The sequence below is a fragment of the Escherichia sp. KTE172 genome (assembly GCF_000408845.1).
In the GTDB taxonomy this organism is placed as follows: Bacteria; Pseudomonadota; Gammaproteobacteria; order Enterobacterales; family Enterobacteriaceae; genus Escherichia; species Escherichia coli.
Genome location: NZ_KE137316.1, coordinates 3,032,865 through 3,050,432 on the forward strand (window position 1 = coordinate 3,032,865; position 17,568 = coordinate 3,050,432).

14 protein-coding genes and 1 rRNA gene are annotated in these 17,568 nt (G+C 50.9%); 9 read left to right on the top strand and 6 right to left on the bottom strand.

The annotated features are described in order from the left end of the window. Nucleotides 1–154: 154 nt before the first annotated feature. Nucleotides 155–598: an FMN-binding protein MioC gene (gene mioC / locus G434_RS09515; protein ID WP_000763742.1), complete on the bottom strand. Its 444-nt coding sequence runs from the start codon at nucleotides 596–598 to the stop codon at nucleotides 155–157. A gap of 89 nt (nucleotides 599–687) precedes the next feature. Beyond that, entirely contained in the window at nucleotides 688–1,146 is a 459-nt protein-coding gene (asnC, locus tag G434_RS09510) for a transcriptional regulator AsnC (protein ID WP_000432970.1), read from the bottom strand. Between the two features lie 151 nt (nucleotides 1,147–1,297). Here asnC and asnA point away from each other — a divergent pair, with 151 nt between their 5' ends. Next, nucleotides 1,298–2,290: an aspartate--ammonia ligase gene (asnA, locus tag G434_RS09505; protein WP_000845128.1), complete on the top strand. Its 993-nt coding sequence runs from the start codon at nucleotides 1,298–1,300 to the stop codon at nucleotides 2,288–2,290. A 4-nt stretch (nucleotides 2,291–2,294) separates the two neighbouring features. On the opposite strand, the gene viaA is transcribed toward asnA, so the two are convergent. Further along, complete coding sequence (gene viaA, locus G434_RS09500) at nucleotides 2,295–3,746, bottom strand: ATPase RavA stimulator ViaA (RefSeq protein WP_000956632.1); 1,452 nt, start codon at nucleotides 3,744–3,746, stop codon at nucleotides 2,295–2,297. Then, nucleotides 3,740–5,236, bottom strand: a complete 1,497-nt coding sequence (ravA, locus tag G434_RS09495) for an ATPase RavA (protein ID WP_001309864.1) — start codon at nucleotides 5,234–5,236, stop codon at nucleotides 3,740–3,742. Before ravA ends, viaA begins: the two co-directional genes overlap by 7 nt. A 222-nt stretch (nucleotides 5,237–5,458) precedes the next feature. Between ravA and kup the strand changes: the two genes are divergently transcribed. From kup to rbsR, 7 genes are all read left to right on the top strand, one after another. After that, nucleotides 5,459–7,327, top strand: a complete 1,869-nt coding sequence (gene kup / locus G434_RS09490; RefSeq protein WP_000102319.1) for a low affinity potassium transporter Kup — start codon at nucleotides 5,459–5,461, stop codon at nucleotides 7,325–7,327. 166 nt (nucleotides 7,328–7,493) lie between these two features. Next, nucleotides 7,494–7,913, top strand: a complete 420-nt coding sequence (rbsD, locus tag G434_RS09485; protein WP_000715936.1) for a D-ribose pyranase — start codon at nucleotides 7,494–7,496, stop codon at nucleotides 7,911–7,913. Nucleotides 7,914–7,920: 7 nt separating this feature from the next. Beyond that, complete coding sequence (gene rbsA / locus G434_RS09480) at nucleotides 7,921–9,426, top strand: ribose ABC transporter ATP-binding protein RbsA (protein WP_000387761.1); 1,506 nt, start codon at nucleotides 7,921–7,923, stop codon at nucleotides 9,424–9,426. Nucleotides 9,427–9,430: 4 nt separating this feature from the next. After that, nucleotides 9,431–10,396, top strand: a complete 966-nt coding sequence (gene rbsC / locus G434_RS09475) for a ribose ABC transporter permease (protein ID WP_000211858.1) — start codon at nucleotides 9,431–9,433, stop codon at nucleotides 10,394–10,396. Nucleotides 10,397–10,420: 24 nt separating this feature from the next. Continuing rightward, on the top strand, nucleotides 10,421–11,311 hold the full coding sequence (rbsB, locus tag G434_RS09470; RefSeq protein ID WP_001056273.1) for a ribose ABC transporter substrate-binding protein RbsB: 891 nt from the start codon (nucleotides 10,421–10,423) through the stop codon (nucleotides 11,309–11,311). Between the two features lie 125 nt (nucleotides 11,312–11,436). Next, nucleotides 11,437–12,366, top strand: a complete 930-nt coding sequence (rbsK, locus tag G434_RS09465) for a ribokinase (RefSeq protein WP_001309865.1) — start codon at nucleotides 11,437–11,439, stop codon at nucleotides 12,364–12,366. 3 nt (nucleotides 12,367–12,369) lie between these two features. After that, nucleotides 12,370–13,362, top strand: a complete 993-nt coding sequence (rbsR, locus tag G434_RS09460; protein ID WP_000224470.1) for a ribose operon transcriptional repressor RbsR — start codon at nucleotides 12,370–12,372, stop codon at nucleotides 13,360–13,362. On the opposite strand, the gene mdtD is transcribed toward rbsR, so the two are convergent. Together mdtD and G434_RS09450 are read right to left on the bottom strand one after the other, a co-directional pair. After that, the gene (mdtD, locus tag G434_RS09455) at nucleotides 13,328–14,755 is read right to left on the bottom strand and encodes a multidrug transporter subunit MdtD (protein ID WP_001280852.1); all 1,428 of its coding nucleotides are present in this window, start codon (nucleotides 14,753–14,755) and stop codon (nucleotides 13,328–13,330) included. The genes rbsR and mdtD overlap by 35 nt on opposite strands. Before the next feature lie 22 nt (nucleotides 14,756–14,777). Next, nucleotides 14,778–15,470 carry a FadR/GntR family transcriptional regulator gene (locus G434_RS09450; RefSeq protein WP_001131178.1) on the bottom strand — a complete coding sequence of 231 codons (693 nt, stop codon included), beginning with the start codon at nucleotides 15,468–15,470 and terminating at the stop codon, nucleotides 14,778–14,780. Nucleotides 15,471–15,950: 480 nt separating this feature from the next. Between G434_RS09450 and G434_RS09445 the strand changes: the two genes are divergently transcribed. Beyond that, a 16S ribosomal RNA gene (locus G434_RS09445) occupies nucleotides 15,951–17,492 on the top strand. The last annotated feature ends 76 nt before the right edge of the window (nucleotides 17,493–17,568 follow it).

Genomic DNA, 17,568 nt, shown 5'->3' on the forward strand with positions numbered 1-17,568 from the left:
TGAATGATCGGTGATCCTGGACCGTATAAGCTGGGATCAGAATGAGGGGTTATACACAACTCAAAAACTGAACAACGGTTGTTCTTTGGATAACTACCGGTTGATCCAAGCTTCCTGACAGAGTTATCCACAGTGGATCGCACGATCTGTATACTTATTTGAGTAAATTAATCCACGATCCCAGCCATTCTTCTGCCGGATCTTCCGGAATGTCGTGATCAAGAATGTTGATCTTCAGTGTTTCGCCTGTCTGTTTTGCACCGGAATTTTTGAGTTCTGCCTCGAGTTTATCGATAGCCCCACAAAAGGTGTCATATTCACGACTACCAATACCGATTGCGCCAAAGCGGACCGCAGAAAGATCGGGCTTCTGTTCCTGCAATGCTTCATAGAAAGGAGAAAGGTTGTCCGGAATATCTCCGGCACCGTGGGTTGAGCTGATAACCAGCCAGATCCCCGAGGCAGATAAATCTTCCAACAGCGGACCGTGCAGCGTTTCGGTGGTAAAACCCGCCTCTTCCAGCTTTTCAGCCAGGTGTTCTGCCACATATTCGGCACCGCCGAGGGTGCTGCCGCTGATAAGAGTGATATCTGCCATAAACCGCCACCTTTATTAAGAGTGGCGTATTGTACGCTGTGAACGCGTTGGGATCTACCTGTGGAAAAGTATGGGATTAAAAAAGCCGATCAGGGCTTAATGGTACGCATGATCGGGTTCTGCAGGACGATCAGTGTCTCGGTGGACTGAATTTCATCAATTGTTTGGATCTTGTTGATAAGTACATGCTGGAGAGCATCGATCGAACGGCACATCACTTTGATAAAGATGCTGTAGTGGCCAGTTGTGTAATAGGCTTCAGTGACTTCATCGAGGCTTTCCAGCTTTGCCAGCGCGGAAGGATAGTCTTTGGCGCTCTTTAATATAATGCCGATAAAGCAGCCTACGTCATAACCGAGCTGCTTCGGGCTGACATCAATACGCGCCCCGGTAATGATCCCCGCCTGCTTCATTTTCTCTACTCGAACGTGAATTGTCCCCGGACTGACGCCAAATTGTTTCGCCAGTTCGGCGTAAGCGGTGCGCGCATTGCCCATTAATGCTTCCAGGATGCCACGGTCCAGATTGTCGATCAGATAATTTTCCATAGGATTTTCTTATGAGGATTGATGATTCATTCTATTTTAGCCCTATTTTTTAATGAATCAAAAGTTCATGAGGCTTTTTATTGAATGATTATTGCATGCGTGTCGGTTTTTGTTGCTTAATCATAAGCAACAGGACGCAGGAGTATAAAAAATGAAAACCGCTTACATTGCCAAACAACGTCAAATTAGCTTCGTGAAATCTCACTTTTCTCGTCAACTGGAAGAACGTCTGGGGCTGATCGAAGTCCAGGCGCCGATTCTTAGCCGTGTGGGGGATGGCACGCAGGATAACTTGTCGGGCTGTGAAAAAGCGGTGCAGGTAAAAGTGAAAGCTCTGCCTGATGCCCAGTTCGAAGTGGTTCATTCACTGGCGAAGTGGAAACGTCAGACCTTAGGGCAACACGACTTCAGCGCGGGCGAAGGGCTGTACACGCACATGAAAGCCCTTCGCCCCGATGAAGACCGTCTTTCCCCGTTGCACTCGGTCTATGTTGACCAGTGGGATTGGGAACGCGTAATGGGCGACGGCGAGCGTCAATTCTCGACTCTGAAAAGCACGGTAGAGGCGATCTGGGAGGGAATTAAAGCAACCGAAGCTGCGGTTAGCGAAGAGTTTGGCCTGGCACCGTTCCTGCCGGATCAGATCCACTTCGTACACAGCCAGGAGTTACTGTCTCGTTATCCGGATCTCGATGCCAAAGGGCGTGAGCGGGCGATTGCGAAAGATCTTGGCGCGGTATTCCTCGTCGGGATTGGCGGCAAGTTGAGTGATGGTCATCGTCACGACGTGCGCGCACCGGATTATGATGACTGGAGCACCCCGTCAGAGCTGGGCCATGCGGGTCTGAACGGCGATATTCTGGTATGGAACCCGGTACTGGAAGATGCGTTTGAGCTTTCTTCCATGGGGATCCGCGTGGATGCCGATACGTTGAAGCATCAGCTGGCGCTGACCGGTGATGAAGATCGTCTGCAGCTGGAGTGGCATCAGGCGCTACTGCGCGGTGAAATGCCGCAGACCATCGGCGGCGGTATCGGGCAGTCTCGTTTGACCATGCTGCTGCTGCAACTGCCACATATCGGCCAGGTTCAGTGTGGTGTATGGCCGGCAGCTGTTCGCGAGAGCGTCCCTTCTCTGCTGTAATAATTTATCGCCGCCAGCGTCTGAGCAGGCGGCTTCGCATCCCGGTATCAAAGCGCCAGATATGATCGAAAATGCGCATGATGCCGGGTTTGCCATGTGCCGACATCGCCACGGCATGAAAGCGATGCTGATGTACCCGCTGTAGCTCTTTCACTTTACTCGTCACGTCGTCAGGCAACCGCTGGGCGATAAAATCAGAAATCACCACCGCATCGGCATCAAACCATTCCCTGCTTTGCAAGCGTTCCATAATGGCGCGAAAACAACTGGCAAGATCGGTGCCGCCACGAAACTGCTGGCTTAAAAAACGGATTGCTTGTTCGATGCCTTGTGGGCCTGAAAGCTCATAACGGACGATCTCGGTGGAAAATAGCATAATATAGCAGCGCCGGTTTTCAGCGAGAGCAATGCGCATCAAGGCCAGGCAGAACGCTTTCGCACATTGTTCATTAAAGCCGCCCATTGAGCCGGAAGTATCCACGCAGACAATAAACGGTCCGCGCGGCTGTTCGTCGTAATCTTTATGCACCACCGGGCGTTCGATCACTTTTTCACGCCACGACTCACCGTGCAGGCGATAGGTGAGCAACTGTTTTTCCACCAGCCGACGGTAAAACTCATACTCCAGTTCCGTTATCCCCAGTGTCGCCAGTTCTGGCGGCAGGAGACGTAAAATATCATCGCTTTGTTGCAGACCATCAACCTGCTCAGGAACCGTCGCCGGTTCGCGCACCAGGGTGCGGAAGGTTTCCATCTGCGCATCGTTGCGCGGTATTGATTTGGCTTCCCGGGAACGCCCCAGCTGTTCTGCCAGGCGTTTCAGTTCCGGCTGTTCGTTAAGAAATTCACCGTATTTCACAATCAACTGATAGTCGCCACGTTTAAGCTGACCGGCGCTCATATCCCACAGACGACCAGCTGCGGTATTGTTATCTGCGAGAATCGGTTCAAGTTGTCCGCTCAGCGTCATGCGTTCCTGAACTTCACTCAACAGTTGTTCGCGTTCTTCTTCTAATAGCTGTTGATTTAACGTCGTTGCTTGCACGATCAGACTTAAACGCCAACGCTGGAGAAAAAGCGTGTGTAACGCTGAAGTGATCGTGCTGTTAGCATCAACCAACTGTCGGGCTTGTTCTGCCCATGGGGAATTCAGACGATGCAGTAAGTCCAGGATCTGTGGTAGCTGCACAATAAACTGCGGCGTGGAGAGGAGCTGGCTTTGCTGATAGCACATCACCTCTTCGGTGAGTTCCGGCGGGACTCGGGCATCTTTCAGCCGACTGCGCAGCGCCTCACGCCAGCGGGGAACATCATCAGTGATTGCCGCCTTCAGTCGTGGGAATTTTTCAAAGAAGACTGCCAGCTGCGGTGAGGCCAGCAGCGCGATGATCATCTCTTCGATCAATCCCTCTTCGCTGACGGCCAGCATCACATTAAGCGTATCCAGCGTTAGCATTGTTGTGCCTGGCGAATCTGTGCGCCGACATCCTGTAGGCTGGCTTCAATGCGACCTAACCAGTCGCCAGGGATAAACAGACATTTTTGCTGTTCGCTGAATAAAGCGTGTTGCTTGCGCCAGTCGCTTTCAAGCTCTTCCAGTTGTTGTTTTATTTCACCTGGCAGACCTTCAGCCGATGAACCGGGAAGTGCCAGCGTACTGCCTTGTAAACTTACATCGCGTACAACAAGATGTTGGGCGCTATCCACTTCCAGATTCAGTTTCTGGGCAAAGCCGATACCGTTCAGTTTGCCGCGAATCTCACCACCTTTACTCAGCCACTGTTCCAGCGCGCTACGCTCAAAGGAGATATGAACCACTTCCATATCATGCAATTTTAACGGTTTTTGCAGCAGCAGAGTCAGAGTGGAAGCAGTAACGTTAACAGGAAGTTGATACTGCTGACGACGGCTGAAAATGCCGCCCAGACGAATTACCGTTAAGGCTGTTTTATCGCTTTGTTGCTGCTGGAGTTGCAGGTGACGTTGCACAATCGCGCCCAGGCGGGTCAACATCCCTTGCTGTTGCCAGGCATGACCGGTCATCAATACATCAATTTGTTGTTGTATCAAATTCAGGCTTTGCGCGTCATACCACAGGCAATCTTTCAGCAAAATGAGATCAACCGGGGCAACAGCACTGCGACCGCTAAAAAAGGCGCTGGCCTGCAATAATCGAATCGCTTTTTTCCAGCGACGATCCGAGACATAAGGCGCATCCGGTAATTTATCCAGTTGCTGGCGCAGCATAAAAATCAGCTCAAATACATGATCGGGCAGCGTAATTTCACCAATCTCTTTCTGCCAGCGTTCATATTCTTCATCTGTGACCTGCAAGGAGGCAGGAACCGGATTGTCGTTTTCATCCTGTTGACTGGTCAGCATGGAGCGGAAATTCGCTTTATCCTGCACTTTATCTAACCACAGACGAATCAGCATGCGGTCATATAACGCTTCCAGACTGCTGTCTGCTTCCGGCAGCTCGTTGGAGGCCGCCACCAGCAGACGCATCGGGATTTTTTCTACGTGTGCACCGTTGCGGAACTGGCGCTCGTTAATGGCGGTGAGCAGGGTATTAAGAATTGCCGGACCCGCTTTCCAGATCTCATCCAGAAAGACGATTTCTGCTTCCGGCAGGTAACCGCTGGTTAAACGTTCATAGCGCCCTTCATCTTTTAGCGCCTGAATAGAAAGGGGACCAAAAACCTCTTCCGGCGTGGAGAAGCGAGTCATCAGATATTCAAACGCGCGGGCATTCTGAAAGGCGAATTTTAAGCGCCGGGCGATCAAACTTTTGGCAATACCTGGCGGGCCAAGGAGGAACACACTTTCACCACTTAATGCCGCTAATAAACACAAGCGGATGGCGTGGCTACGTTCATAAAGCCCCTTTTCCAACGAACTGCTCAGGCGGGAAATTCTTTCCGCTAATAAATGAGGGTGAGCCATAATGAAGTGGCGTCCTTTCGTCAAAAGTTCTGCGTAAATTGCGAGTATAGACGTTTCTTGCTGGTGGCTAAAATAGTCTCAAAGGGGGGGTATTTTTCTTTGAGCCAGGTTAATGTGGCCGCATTTAGGAGTACGATTTTGCCGTTAATCGTGCATACTGTGCGCTTTTTTGTGGGCCAAGGGACTAAGCACACATTTCATATTTCAACGAAAGACTAGTCTATGAGCACTGATAATAAGCAATCATTGCCCGCGATTACCCTCGCGGCGATTGGAGTTGTCTACGGCGATATTGGTACCAGCCCGTTATATACACTTCGTGAATGTTTGTCCGGCCAGTTTGGTTTTGGCGTTGAACGCGATGCCGTGTTTGGCTTTTTATCGCTGATCTTCTGGCTGCTAATCTTTGTGGTTTCCATTAAATATCTCACCTTCGTGATGCGGGCAGATAACGCCGGTGAAGGGGGGATCCTGACGTTGATGTCGCTTGCTGGGCGTAATACGTCGGCGCGAACCACATCAATGCTGGTGATTATGGGGCTAATCGGCGGCAGCTTTTTCTATGGTGAAGTCGTCATAACACCCGCTATTTCGGTGATGTCAGCCATTGAAGGTCTGGAAATCGTCGCCCCGCAGCTGGATACCTGGATAGTTCCCCTCTCAATTATCGTTCTCACTTTATTATTTATGATTCAAAAACATGGCACGGCTATGGTCGGTAAGCTGTTTGCGCCGATCATGCTGACCTGGTTTTTGATTCTGGCAGGACTGGGGTTACGTAGCATTATTGCTAACCCGGAAGTGCTGCATGCGCTGAATCCGATGTGGGCGGTGCATTTCTTCCTTGAATACAAAACGGTTTCTTTTATTGCATTAGGGGCAGTGGTGCTGTCGATTACGGGGGTCGAGGCTCTGTATGCTGATATGGGGCACTTTGGTAAGTTCCCTATTCGCCTGGCGTGGTTCACCGTCGTATTACCTTCCTTAACTCTTAATTACTTCGGTCAGGGCGCTCTGTTGTTAAAGAACCCGGAAGCAATTAAGAACCCGTTCTTCCTGTTGGCACCGGACTGGGCGCTGATCCCGCTGCTGATCATCGCCGCACTGGCGACGGTAATTGCCTCGCAGGCGGTTATCTCTGGCGTCTTCTCATTGACGCGTCAGGCGGTACGTCTGGGATATTTGTCGCCGATGCGCATTATTCACACCTCCGAAATGGAGTCAGGGCAAATCTATATTCCGTTTGTGAACTGGATGCTCTATGTCGCGGTCGTGATTGTGATTGTCAGCTTTGAGCACTCCAGCAACCTGGCGGCGGCGTACGGGATTGCGGTGACCGGAACCATGGTGCTGACGTCTATTCTCTCGACTACCGTGGCACGTCAGAACTGGCACTGGAATAAGTATTTTGTTGCGCTGATCCTGATTGCTTTCCTTTGTGTCGATATTCCATTGTTCACCGCTAACCTCGATAAACTGCTCTCCGGCGGCTGGTTGCCATTGAGCCTCGGTACGGTGATGTTTATCGTGATGACCACCTGGAAGAGCGAGCGTTTCCGCTTGCTGCGGCGGATGCATGAACATGGCAACTCTCTGGAGGCGATGATTGCTTCGCTGGAGAAATCACCGCCCGTTCGCGTGCCTGGGACCGCGGTGTATATGTCACGTGCAATCAACGTCATTCCCTTTGCGCTGATGCATAACCTTAAACATAACAAGGTATTGCATGAGCGGGTGATTCTGTTAACTCTGCGCACCGAAGATGCGCCATATGTCCATAACGTCCGTCGGGTACAGATTGAACAACTGTCGCCCACGTTCTGGCGCGTGGTGGCAAGTTATGGTTGGCGAGAAACGCCAAACGTGGAAGAAGTATTCCACCGCTGCGGTCTGGAAGGATTAAGTTGCCGGATGATGGAAACCTCCTTCTTTATGTCGCATGAGTCGTTGATCCTCGGCAAACGCCCGTGGTATTTGCGTCTGCGCGGTAAGCTGTACTTGCTGTTGCAACGTAATGCGCTGCGTGCGCCGGATCAATTTGAAATCCCGCCAAACAGGGTTATCGAACTGGGTACTCAGGTCGAAATCTAACGCCAGACGCCTCCTTTCTCCATAAGGGGGCGTTTTTGTTTTCATGGTTAATCACCATGTAAAACGTTTCGAGGTTGATCACATTTCCGTAACGTCACGATGGTTTTCCCAACTCAGTCAGGATTAAACTGCGGGTCAGCGAAACGTTTCGCTGATGGAGAAAAAAATGAAAAAAGGCACCGTTCTTAATTCTGATATTTCATCGGTGATCTCCCGTCTGGGACATACCGATACGCTGGTGGTGTGTGATGCTGGTTTACCCATCCCCAAAAGTACAACGCGTATCGATATGGCATTAACCCAGGGTGTACCTTCTTTTATGCAGGTGCTGGGCGTCGTCACAAATGAAATGCAGGTCGAGGCAGCCATTATCGCGGAAGAGATCAAACAACATAATCCGCAACTCCACGAAACGTTGCTCACTCACCTTGAGCAGCTGCAAAAACACCAGGGAAATACCATTGAAATTCGTTACACCACGCATGAACAATTCAAACAACAAACCGCAGAAAGTCAGGCGGTAATTCGCAGCGGAGAATGTTCTCCGTATGCGAATATCATTCTCTGTGCTGGCGTGACGTTCTGAGGCCGTCATGGAAGCATTACTTCAGCTTAAAGGCATCGATAAAGCCTTCCCGGGCGTAAAAGCCCTCTCGGGTGCAGCGTTAAATGTCTATCCTGGCCGCGTGATGGCGCTGGTGGGCGAAAACGGTGCGGGTAAATCCACCATGATGAAAGTGCTTACGGGTATCTATACTCGCGATGCCGGTACGCTTTTATGGCTGGGGAAAGAAACGACGTTTACCGGGCCGAAATCTTCCCAGGAAGCCGGGATTGGGATTATCCATCAGGAACTGAACCTGATCCCGCAGTTGACCATTGCCGAAAACATTTTCCTCGGTCGTGAGTTTGTTAATCGCTTTGGCAAAATTGACTGGAAAACCATGTATGCCGAAGCGGATAAATTGCTGGCTAAACTTAACCTGCGCTTTAAAAGCGACAAGCTGGTGGGCGATCTTTCCATCGGTGACCAGCAAATGGTTGAAATTGCCAAAGTGCTGAGCTTTGAGTCGAAAGCCATCATTATGGATGAACCGACCGATGCGCTGACCGATACCGAAACCGAATCCTTGTTCCGCGTCATCCGCGAGCTGAAATCGCAAGGCCGCGGTATTGTCTATATTTCCCACCGCATGAAAGAAATCTTCGAGATTTGCGATGACGTTACCGTTTTTCGTGATGGGCAATTTATTGCTGAGCGTGAAGTAGCATCACTGACCGAAGATTCGCTGATTGAGATGATGGTGGGCCGCAAGCTGGAAGATCAATATCCGCACCTGGACAAAGCGCCAGGAGATATTCGCCTGAAAGTCGATAATCTCTGCGGACCTGGCGTTAACGATGTCTCTTTTACTTTACGCAAAGGCGAAATTCTTGGCGTCTCTGGTTTGATGGGCGCAGGTCGTACCGAACTGATGAAAGTGCTCTACGGCGCACTGCCGCGCACCAGCGGTTACGTCACCCTGGATGGGCATGAAGTTGTTACCCGTTCACCGCAGGATGGCCTGGCAAACGGCATTGTGTATATCTCCGAAGACCGTAAACGTGACGGTTTAGTGCTGGGCATGTCAGTAAAAGAGAATATGTCGCTGACCGCGCTGCGCTACTTCAGCCGCGCTGGCGGCAGTTTGAAGCATGCCGATGAACAGCAGGCAGTAAGTGATTTCATTCGTCTGTTTAATGTGAAAACGCCGTCGATGGAACAGGCAATTGGTCTGCTTTCCGGTGGCAATCAGCAAAAAGTGGCGATTGCCCGTGGTCTGATGACACGCCCCAAAGTGTTGATCCTCGATGAGCCTACCCGTGGCGTAGATGTCGGCGCGAAAAAAGAGATCTATCAACTGATTAACCAGTTCAAAGCCGATGGCTTGAGCATCATTCTGGTGTCATCGGAGATGCCAGAAGTATTAGGCATGAGCGATCGCATCATCGTCATGCATGAAGGGCATCTCAGCGGGGAATTTACTCGTGAGCAGGCCACCCAGGAAGTGTTAATGGCTGCCGCTGTGGGCAAGCTTAATCGCGTGAATCAGGAGTAAAAAAATGACAACCCAGACTGTCTCTGGTCGCCGTTATTTCACGAAAGCGTGGCTGATGGAGCAGAAATCGCTTATCGCTCTGCTGGTGCTGATCGCGATTGTCTCGACGTTAAGTCCGAACTTTTTCACCATCAATAACTTATTCAATATTCTCCAGCAAACCTCGGTGAACGCCATTATGGCAGTCGGGATGACGCTGGTGATCCTGACGTCGGGCATCGACTTGTCGGTAGGTTCTCTGTTGGCGCTGACCGGCGCAGTTGCTGCATCTATCGTTGGCATTGAAGTCAATGCGCTGGTGGCTGTTGCTGCTGCTCTCGCGTTAGGTGCCGCAATTGGTGCGGTAACCGGGGTGATTGTAGCGAAAGGTCGCGTCCAGGCGTTTATCGCTACGCTGGTTATGATGCTTTTACTGCGCGGCGTGACCATGGTTTATACCAACGGTAGCCCAGTGAATACCGGCTTTACTGAGAACGCCGATCTGTTTGGCTGGTTTGGTATTGGTCGTCCGCTGGGCGTACCGACGCCAGTCTGGATCATGGGGATTGTGTTCCTCGCGGCCTGGTACATGCTGCATCACACGCGTCTGGGGCGTTACATCTACGCGCTGGGCGGCAACGAAGCGGCAACGCGCCTTTCTGGTATCAACGTCAATAAAATCAAAATCATCGTCTATTCTCTTTGTGGTCTGCTGGCATCGCTGGCCGGGATCATTGAAGTGGCGCGTCTCTCCTCCGCACAACCTACGGCGGGGACTGGCTATGAGCTGGATGCTATTGCTGCGGTGGTTCTGGGCGGTACGAGTCTGGCGGGCGGAAAAGGTCGCATTGTTGGGACGTTGATCGGCGCATTAATTCTTGGCTTCCTTAATAATGGATTGAATTTGTTAGGTGTTTCCTCCTATTACCAGATGATCGTCAAAGCGGTGGTGATTTTGCTGGCGGTGCTGGTAGACAACAAAAAGCAGTAATAACGACTACAGGACATCTTGAATATGAACATGAAAAAACTGGCTACCCTGGTTTCCGCTGTTGCGCTAAGCGCCACCGTCAGTGCGAATGCGATGGCAAAAGACACCATCGCGCTGGTGGTCTCCACGCTTAACAACCCGTTCTTTGTATCGCTGAAAGATGGCGCGCAGAAAGAGGCGGATAAACTTGGCTATAACCTGGTGGTGCTGGACTCCCAGAACAACCCGGCGAAAGAGCTGGCGAACGTGCAGGACTTAACCGTTCGCGGTACAAAAATTCTGCTGATTAACCCGACCGACTCCGACGCAGTGGGTAATGCTGTGAAGATGGCTAACCAGGCGAACATCCCGGTTATCACTCTTGACCGCCAGGCAACGAAAGGTGAAGTGGTGAGCCACATTGCTTCTGATAACGTACTGGGCGGCAAAATCGCCGGTGATTACATCGCGAAGAAAGCGGGTGAAGGTGCCAAAGTTATCGAGCTGCAAGGCATTGCCGGTACATCCGCAGCCCGTGAACGTGGCGAAGGCTTCCAGCAGGCTGTTGCTGCCCACAAGTTTAATGTTCTTGCCAGCCAGCCAGCAGATTTTGATCGCACTAAAGGTTTGAACGTAATGCAGAACCTGTTGACCGCACATCCGGATGTTCAGGCTGTATTCGCGCAGAATGATGAAATGGCGCTGGGCGCGCTGCGCGCACTGCAAACTGCCGGTAAATCGGATGTGATGGTCGTCGGATTTGACGGTACACCGGATGGCGAAAAAGCGGTGAATGATGGCAAACTAGCAGCGACTATCGCTCAGCTACCCGATCAGATTGGCGCGAAAGGCGTCGAAACCGCAGATAAAGTGCTGAAAGGCGAGAAAGTTCAGGCTAAGTATCCGGTTGATCTGAAACTGGTTGTTAAGCAGTAGTTTTAATCAGGTTGTATGACCTGATGGTGACATAAATACGTCATCGACAGATGAACGTGTAATATAAAGAAAAGCAGGGCACGCGCCACCCTAACACGGTGGCGCATTTTATGGACATCCCGAATATGCAAAACGCAGGCAGCCTCGTTGTTCTTGGCAGCATTAATGCTGACCACATTCTTAATCTTCAATCTTTTCCTACTCCAGGCGAAACCGTAACCGGTAACCACTATCAGGTTGCATTTGGCGGCAAAGGCGCGAATCAGGCTGTGGCTGCTGGGCGTAGCGGTGCGAATATCGCGTTTATTGCCTGTACGGGTGATGACAGTATTGGCGAGAGCGTTCGCCAGCAGCTCGCCACTGATAACATCGATATTACTCCGGTCAGCGTGATCAAAGGCGAATCAACAGGTGTGGCGCTGATTTTTGTTAATGGCGAAGGTGAGAATGTCATTGGTATTCATGCCGGCGCTAATGCTGCCCTTTCCCCTGCGCTGGTGGAAGCGCAACGTGAGCGTATTGCCAACACGTCAGCATTATTAATGCAGCTGGAATCACCACTCGAAAGTGTGATGGCAGCGGCGAAAATCGCCCATCAAAATAAGACTATCGTTGCGCTTAACCCGGCTCCGGCTCGCGAACTTCCTGACGAACTGCTGGCACTGGTGGACATTATTACGCCAAACGAAACGGAAGCAGAAAAGCTCACCGGTATTCGTGTTGAAAATGATGAAGATGCAGCGAAGGCAGCGCAGGTACTGCATGAAAAAGGTATCCGTACTGTACTGATTACTTTAGGAAGTCGTGGTGTATGGGCTAGCGTGAATGGTGAAGGTCAGCGCGTTCCTGGATTCCGGGTGCAGGCTGTCGATACCATTGCTGCCGGAGATACCTTTAACGGCGCGTTAATCACGGCGTTGCTGGAAGAAAAACCATTGCCAGAGGCGATTCGGTTTGCTCATGCTGCCGCTGCGATTGCCGTAACACGTAAAGGCGCACAACCTTCCGTACCGTGGCGTGAAGAGATCGACGCATTTTTAGACAGGCAGAGGTGACGCTTGGCTACAATGAAAGATGTTGCCCGCCTGGCGGGCGTTTCTACCTCAACAGTTTCTCACGTTATCAATAAAGATCGCTTCGTCAGTGAAGCGATTACCGCCAAAGTTGAAGCGGCGATTAAAGAACTCAATTACGCGCCATCAGCTCTGGCGCGTAGCCTCAAACTCAATCAAACACATACCATTGGCATGTTGATCACTGCCAGTACCAATCCTTTCTATTCTGAACTGGTGCGTGGCGTTGAACGCAGCTGCTTCGAACGCGGTTATAGTCTTGTCCTTTGCAATACCGAAGGCGATGAACAGCGGATGAATCGCAATCTGGAAACGCTGATGCAAAAACGCGTTGATGGCTTGCTGTTACTGTGCACCGAAACGCATCAGCCTTCGCGTGAAATCATGCAACGTTATCCGACAGTGCCTACCGTGATGATGGACTGGGCACCGTTCGATGGCGACAGCGATCTTATTCAGGATAACTCGTTGCTGGGCGGAGACTTAGCAACGCAATATCTGATCGATAAAGGTCATACCCGTATCGCCTGTATTACCGGCCCGCTGGATAAAACTCCGGCGCGCCTGCGGTTGGAAGGTTATCGGGCGGCGATGAAACGTGCGGGTCTCAACATTCCTGATGGCTATGAAGTCACTGGTGATTTTGAATTTAACGGCGGGTTTGACGCTATGCGCCAACTGTTATCACATCCGCTGCGTCCTCAGGCCGTCTTTACCGGAAATGACGCTATGGCTGTTGGTGTTTACCAGGCGCTGTATCAGGCAGAGTTACAGGTTCCGCAGGATATCGCGGTGATTGGCTATGACGATATCGAACTGGCAAGCTTTATGACGCCACCATTAACCACTATCCATCAACCGAAAGATGAACTGGGGGAGCTGGCGATTGATGTACTCATCCATCGGATAACCCAGCCAACTCTTCAGCAACAACGATTACAACTTACTCCGATTCTGATGGAACGCGGTTCGGCTTAGATTTACGCTGTCTTTTGATCAAATTATTACCATCGGTTGTTTTCAGAAGCATGAACATTGCTGCTGAAGCAACAGTAATAATGCCCATTGTGATAAACGTATAGTGGAATTGTTCGACAGTCGTTGTACCTTCCATCCCTTCATAAACGCGAAGAACGGCCGCACTTACAGCAACGCCTAAACTGATAGACAGTTGCTGCGTGACCGCCAGAACACTGTTACCGCTGCTGGCGTTGTCATCGGTCAGATCGGCAAGTGTGATGGTATTCATTGCGGTAAATTGCGTCGACATAGCCATCCCTAATATAAACAACGGCAAGATCAGCATCCATATCGCCATTGCTGGTGATTGCAAAGAGAACTGAGCGATCATTAGCCCAATAATCACCGTGATCCCCACTAACGTATGGCGATAGCCCAGACGACGTAAGACTTGGGTAACCATCGATTTTGCAATAATGGAACCTAACGCTGTCGGTGCCATCATACAGCCGGCAATAAACGCCTGATAACCAAATCCTACCTGTAACATCAATGGCATAAGGAACGGTACACAGCCGGTCCCCAGACGGGTTGCAATATTGCCTACGATACCGATCGAGAAAGTGCGGGTTTTAAATAAATCTAATGAAATTAATGGGTTTGGCGTGCGTCGTGCATGGAGAATATAGAGAAGCAGTAACCCGATGCTGGTGACAATTACCGTCAAGGCAATCCAACTGGCGACAATCTTTTCCCCGAATAGCTCTATTCCGCTTGAGAAGAGAACAAGGCTAAGGCCAAACAGCAAAAAGCCAGTGATATCGAATCTGCGTCGTGCGGTGGTGAAATTGGGCATATGTTTGCGCGCGTAAAGAAGGCCCGCAATACCTATGGGGATATTGATTAAAAATATCCAGTGCCAGGTTGCCCAGGTGACCAGCACGCCGCCAAGAACGGGGCCTAAAATTGGCCCCACCAGACCCGGCATGGCGACAAAATTCAATACAGGAAGAAGCTCATTACGAGGATAAGCGCGCAGTAAGGCCAGCCGAGCAACAGGCATCATCATTGCGCCGCCTATCCCCTGAATAACCCGGAAGACAACCAGCTGTGGTAGCGAGTTAGAAAGTGCGCAGGCCAGAGAACCCAACGTGAACAGACTCACGGCAAGGGTAAATATGCGACGCGTACCGAAGCGATCGGCTAGCCATCCGCTTACCGGAATAAGCATCGCCACCGTCAGCGTATAACTGATGATGGCTGATTGCATCGCGAGAGGAGAACGATTAAGGCTATGAGCGATTGCGGGTAAGGCGGTATTCAGAATAGTGGCATCAAGTGCCTGCATGAAGAAGGCCATCGCCGCGATCCACGGCAAACCCGCCATACTGCGCTTCTTTTTATCGCTCATTCAATGTCCTGTTATCGGGTTGTCACTTATCAGGTGAGCGTAGCAGCGCCTGACAAGCTTTAAATGCCGCGTCGCCATCGCTTTGGACAATCGCATCGACAATCGCCTGGTGCAGATCCAGCTTTATCACTGTGTCGCTGGTAATTGACGTGAAGTAAGTGTGATAAACCGAATGGAATAGCGAGGCGAATGAGGTCAAAAACGGATTGGCGCTCATTTCATAGATATGCTCATGCCAAGCCATATCGACCTCAATCCAGCGTTCACGGCGAAAGTTCTCTTTTAATGCCACCATTTCGGCCATTAACGTATTGAGATGCGCCTTCTGTTCCGCGGTGCCAACCGTTGCAGCCAGTAGGCAAGCTTGCGGCTCCAGACAGATACGCATAACCAGAAAGTGATCGATGACCTGATGAAAGTTCTCTTCTGTCATCCACCAGGTAAGCAATTCCTGATCAAGAAAATTCCAGTTTGATTGTGGCATGACCCGGGTACCAATTCGCGGTCGCGGTAAAACCATCCCTTTTGCCGTTAACGTTTTGACCGCTTCGCGTACCGCTGTACGACTCACTCCAAATTGCTCGCCCAGCTCAATCTCACCAGGCAAAATGGTGCCGGGTTCATATTCACCTTTTAAGATGCGTTGCGCCAGCTTCTCAGCCAGAACATACGAAAGGTTTTTCTGTGCAGCTAACTGTTGTGCGCTTAAAGGCATTACTAATCTTCCTTTTTCTTTTTATTCCTCCTTAGTATGCCACCAGGAAGTGTGATTACGGTTGCAAAAACGGCAAATTGCTTGTTTTATGGCACATTAACGGGGCTTTTGCTGAAAAAATGCGCGGTCAGAAAATTATTTTAAATTTCCTCTTGTCAGGCCGGAATAACTCCCTATAATGCGCCACCACTGACACGGAACAACGGCAAACACGCCGCCGGGTCAGAGGGGTTCTCCTGAGAACTTCGGCAGAGAAAGCAAAAATAAATGCTTGACTCTGTAGCGGGAAAGCGTATTATGCACACCCCGCGCTGCTGAGAAAAAGCGAAGCGGCACTGCTCTTTAACAATTTATCAGACAATCTGTGTGGGCACTCGAAGATACGGATTCTTAACGTCGCAAGACGAAAAATGAATACCAAGTCTCAAGAGTGAACACGTAATTCATTACGAAGTTTAATTCTTTGAGCATCAAACTTTTAAATTGAAGAGTTTGATCATGGCTCAGATTGAACGCTGGCGGCAGGCCTAACACATGCAAGTCGAACGGTAACAGGAAACAGCTTGCTGTTTCGCTGACGAGTGGCGGACGGGTGAGTAATGTCTGGGAAACTGCCTGATGGAGGGGGATAACTACTGGAAACGGTAGCTAATACCGCATAACGTCGCAAGACCAAAGAGGGGGACCTTCGGGCCTCTTGCCATCGGATGTGCCCAGATGGGATTAGCTAGTAGGTGGGGTAACGGCTCACCTAGGCGACGATCCCTAGCTGGTCTGAGAGGATGACCAGCCACACTGGAACTGAGACACGGTCCAGACTCCTACGGGAGGCAGCAGTGGGGAATATTGCACAATGGGCGCAAGCCTGATGCAGCCATGCCGCGTGTATGAAGAAGGCCTTCGGGTTGTAAAGTACTTTCAGCGGGGAGGAAGGGAGTAAAGTTAATACCTTTACTCATTGACGTTACCCGCAGAAGAAGCACCGGCTAACTCCGTGCCAGCAGCCGCGGTAATACGGAGGGTGCAAGCGTTAATCGGAATTACTGGGCGTAAAGCGCACGCAGGCGGTTTGTTAAGTCAGATGTGAAATCCCCGGGCTCAACCTGGGAACTGCATCTGATACTGGCAAGCTTGAGTCTCGTAGAGGGGGGTAGAATTCCAGGTGTAGCGGTGAAATGCGTAGAGATCTGGAGGAATACCGGTGGCGAAGGCGGCCCCCTGGACGAAGACTGACGCTCAGGTGCGAAAGCGTGGGGAGCAAACAGGATTAGATACCCTGGTAGTCCACGCCGTAAACGATGTCGACTTGGAGGTTGTGCCCTTGAGGCGTGGCTTCCGGAGCTAACGCGTTAAGTCGACCGCCTGGGGAGTACGGCCGCAAGGTTAAAACTCAAATGAATTGACGGGGGCCCGCACAAGCGGTGGAGCATGTGGTTTAATTCGATGCAACGCGAAGAACCTTACCTGGTCTTGACATCCACAGAACTTTCCAGAGATGGATTGGTGCCTTCGGGAACTGTGAGACAGGTGCTGCATGGCTGTCGTCAGCTCGTGTTGTGAAATGTTGGGTTAAGTCCCGCAACGAGCGCAACCCTTATCCTTTGTTGCCAGCGGTCCGGCCGGGAACTCAAAGGAGACTGCCAGTGATAAACTGGAGGAAGGTGGGGATGACGTCAAGTCATCATGGCCCTTACGACCAGGGCTACACACGTGCTACAATGGCGCATACAAAGAGAAGCGACCTCGCGAGAGCAAGCGGACCTCATAAAGTGCGTCGTAGTCCGGATTGGAGTCTGCAACTCGACTCCATGAAGTCGGAATCGCTAGTAATCGTGGATCAGAATGCCACGGTGAATACGTTCCCGGGCCTTGTACACACCGCCCGTCACACCATGGGAGTGGGTTGCAAAAGAAGTAGGTAGCTTAACCTTCGGGAGGGCGCTTACCACTTTGTGATTCATGACTGGGGTGAAGTCGTAACAAGGTAACCGTAGGGGAACCTGCGGTTGGATCACCTCCTTACCTTAAAGAAGCGTTCTTTGAAGTGCTCACACAGATTGTCTGATAGAAAGTGAAAAGCAAGGCGTCTTGCGAAGCA

What these genes read in the sequence shown, in the direction of transcription:
- mdtD (WP_001280852.1), bottom strand. Translation starts at nt 14,755, where the DNA reads ATGAGCGATAAAAAGAAGCGCAGTATGGCGGGTTTGCCGTGGATCGCG.
- rbsD (WP_000715936.1), top strand. Translation starts at nt 7,494, where the DNA reads ATGAAAAAAGGCACCGTTCTTAATTCTGATATTTCATCGGTGATCTCC.
- asnA (WP_000845128.1), top strand. Translation starts at nt 1,298, where the DNA reads ATGAAAACCGCTTACATTGCCAAACAACGTCAAATTAGCTTCGTGAAA.
- rbsK (WP_001309865.1), top strand. Translation starts at nt 11,437, where the DNA reads ATGCAAAACGCAGGCAGCCTCGTTGTTCTTGGCAGCATTAATGCTGAC.
- ravA (WP_001309864.1), bottom strand. Translation starts at nt 5,236, where the DNA reads ATGGCTCACCCTCATTTATTAGCGGAAAGAATTTCCCGCCTGAGCAGT.
- rbsA (WP_000387761.1), top strand. Translation starts at nt 7,921, where the DNA reads ATGGAAGCATTACTTCAGCTTAAAGGCATCGATAAAGCCTTCCCGGGC.
- rbsC (WP_000211858.1), top strand. Translation starts at nt 9,431, where the DNA reads ATGACAACCCAGACTGTCTCTGGTCGCCGTTATTTCACGAAAGCGTGG.
- viaA (WP_000956632.1), bottom strand. Translation starts at nt 3,746, where the DNA reads ATGCTAACGCTGGATACGCTTAATGTGATGCTGGCCGTCAGCGAAGAG.
- rbsB (WP_001056273.1), top strand. Translation starts at nt 10,421, where the DNA reads ATGAACATGAAAAAACTGGCTACCCTGGTTTCCGCTGTTGCGCTAAGC.
- mioC (WP_000763742.1), bottom strand. Translation starts at nt 598, where the DNA reads ATGGCAGATATCACTCTTATCAGCGGCAGCACCCTCGGCGGTGCCGAA.
- G434_RS09450 (WP_001131178.1), bottom strand. Translation starts at nt 15,470, where the DNA reads ATGCCTTTAAGCGCACAACAGTTAGCTGCACAGAAAAACCTTTCGTAT.
- asnC (WP_000432970.1), bottom strand. Translation starts at nt 1,146, where the DNA reads ATGGAAAATTATCTGATCGACAATCTGGACCGTGGCATCCTGGAAGCA.
- kup (WP_000102319.1), top strand. Translation starts at nt 5,459, where the DNA reads ATGAGCACTGATAATAAGCAATCATTGCCCGCGATTACCCTCGCGGCG.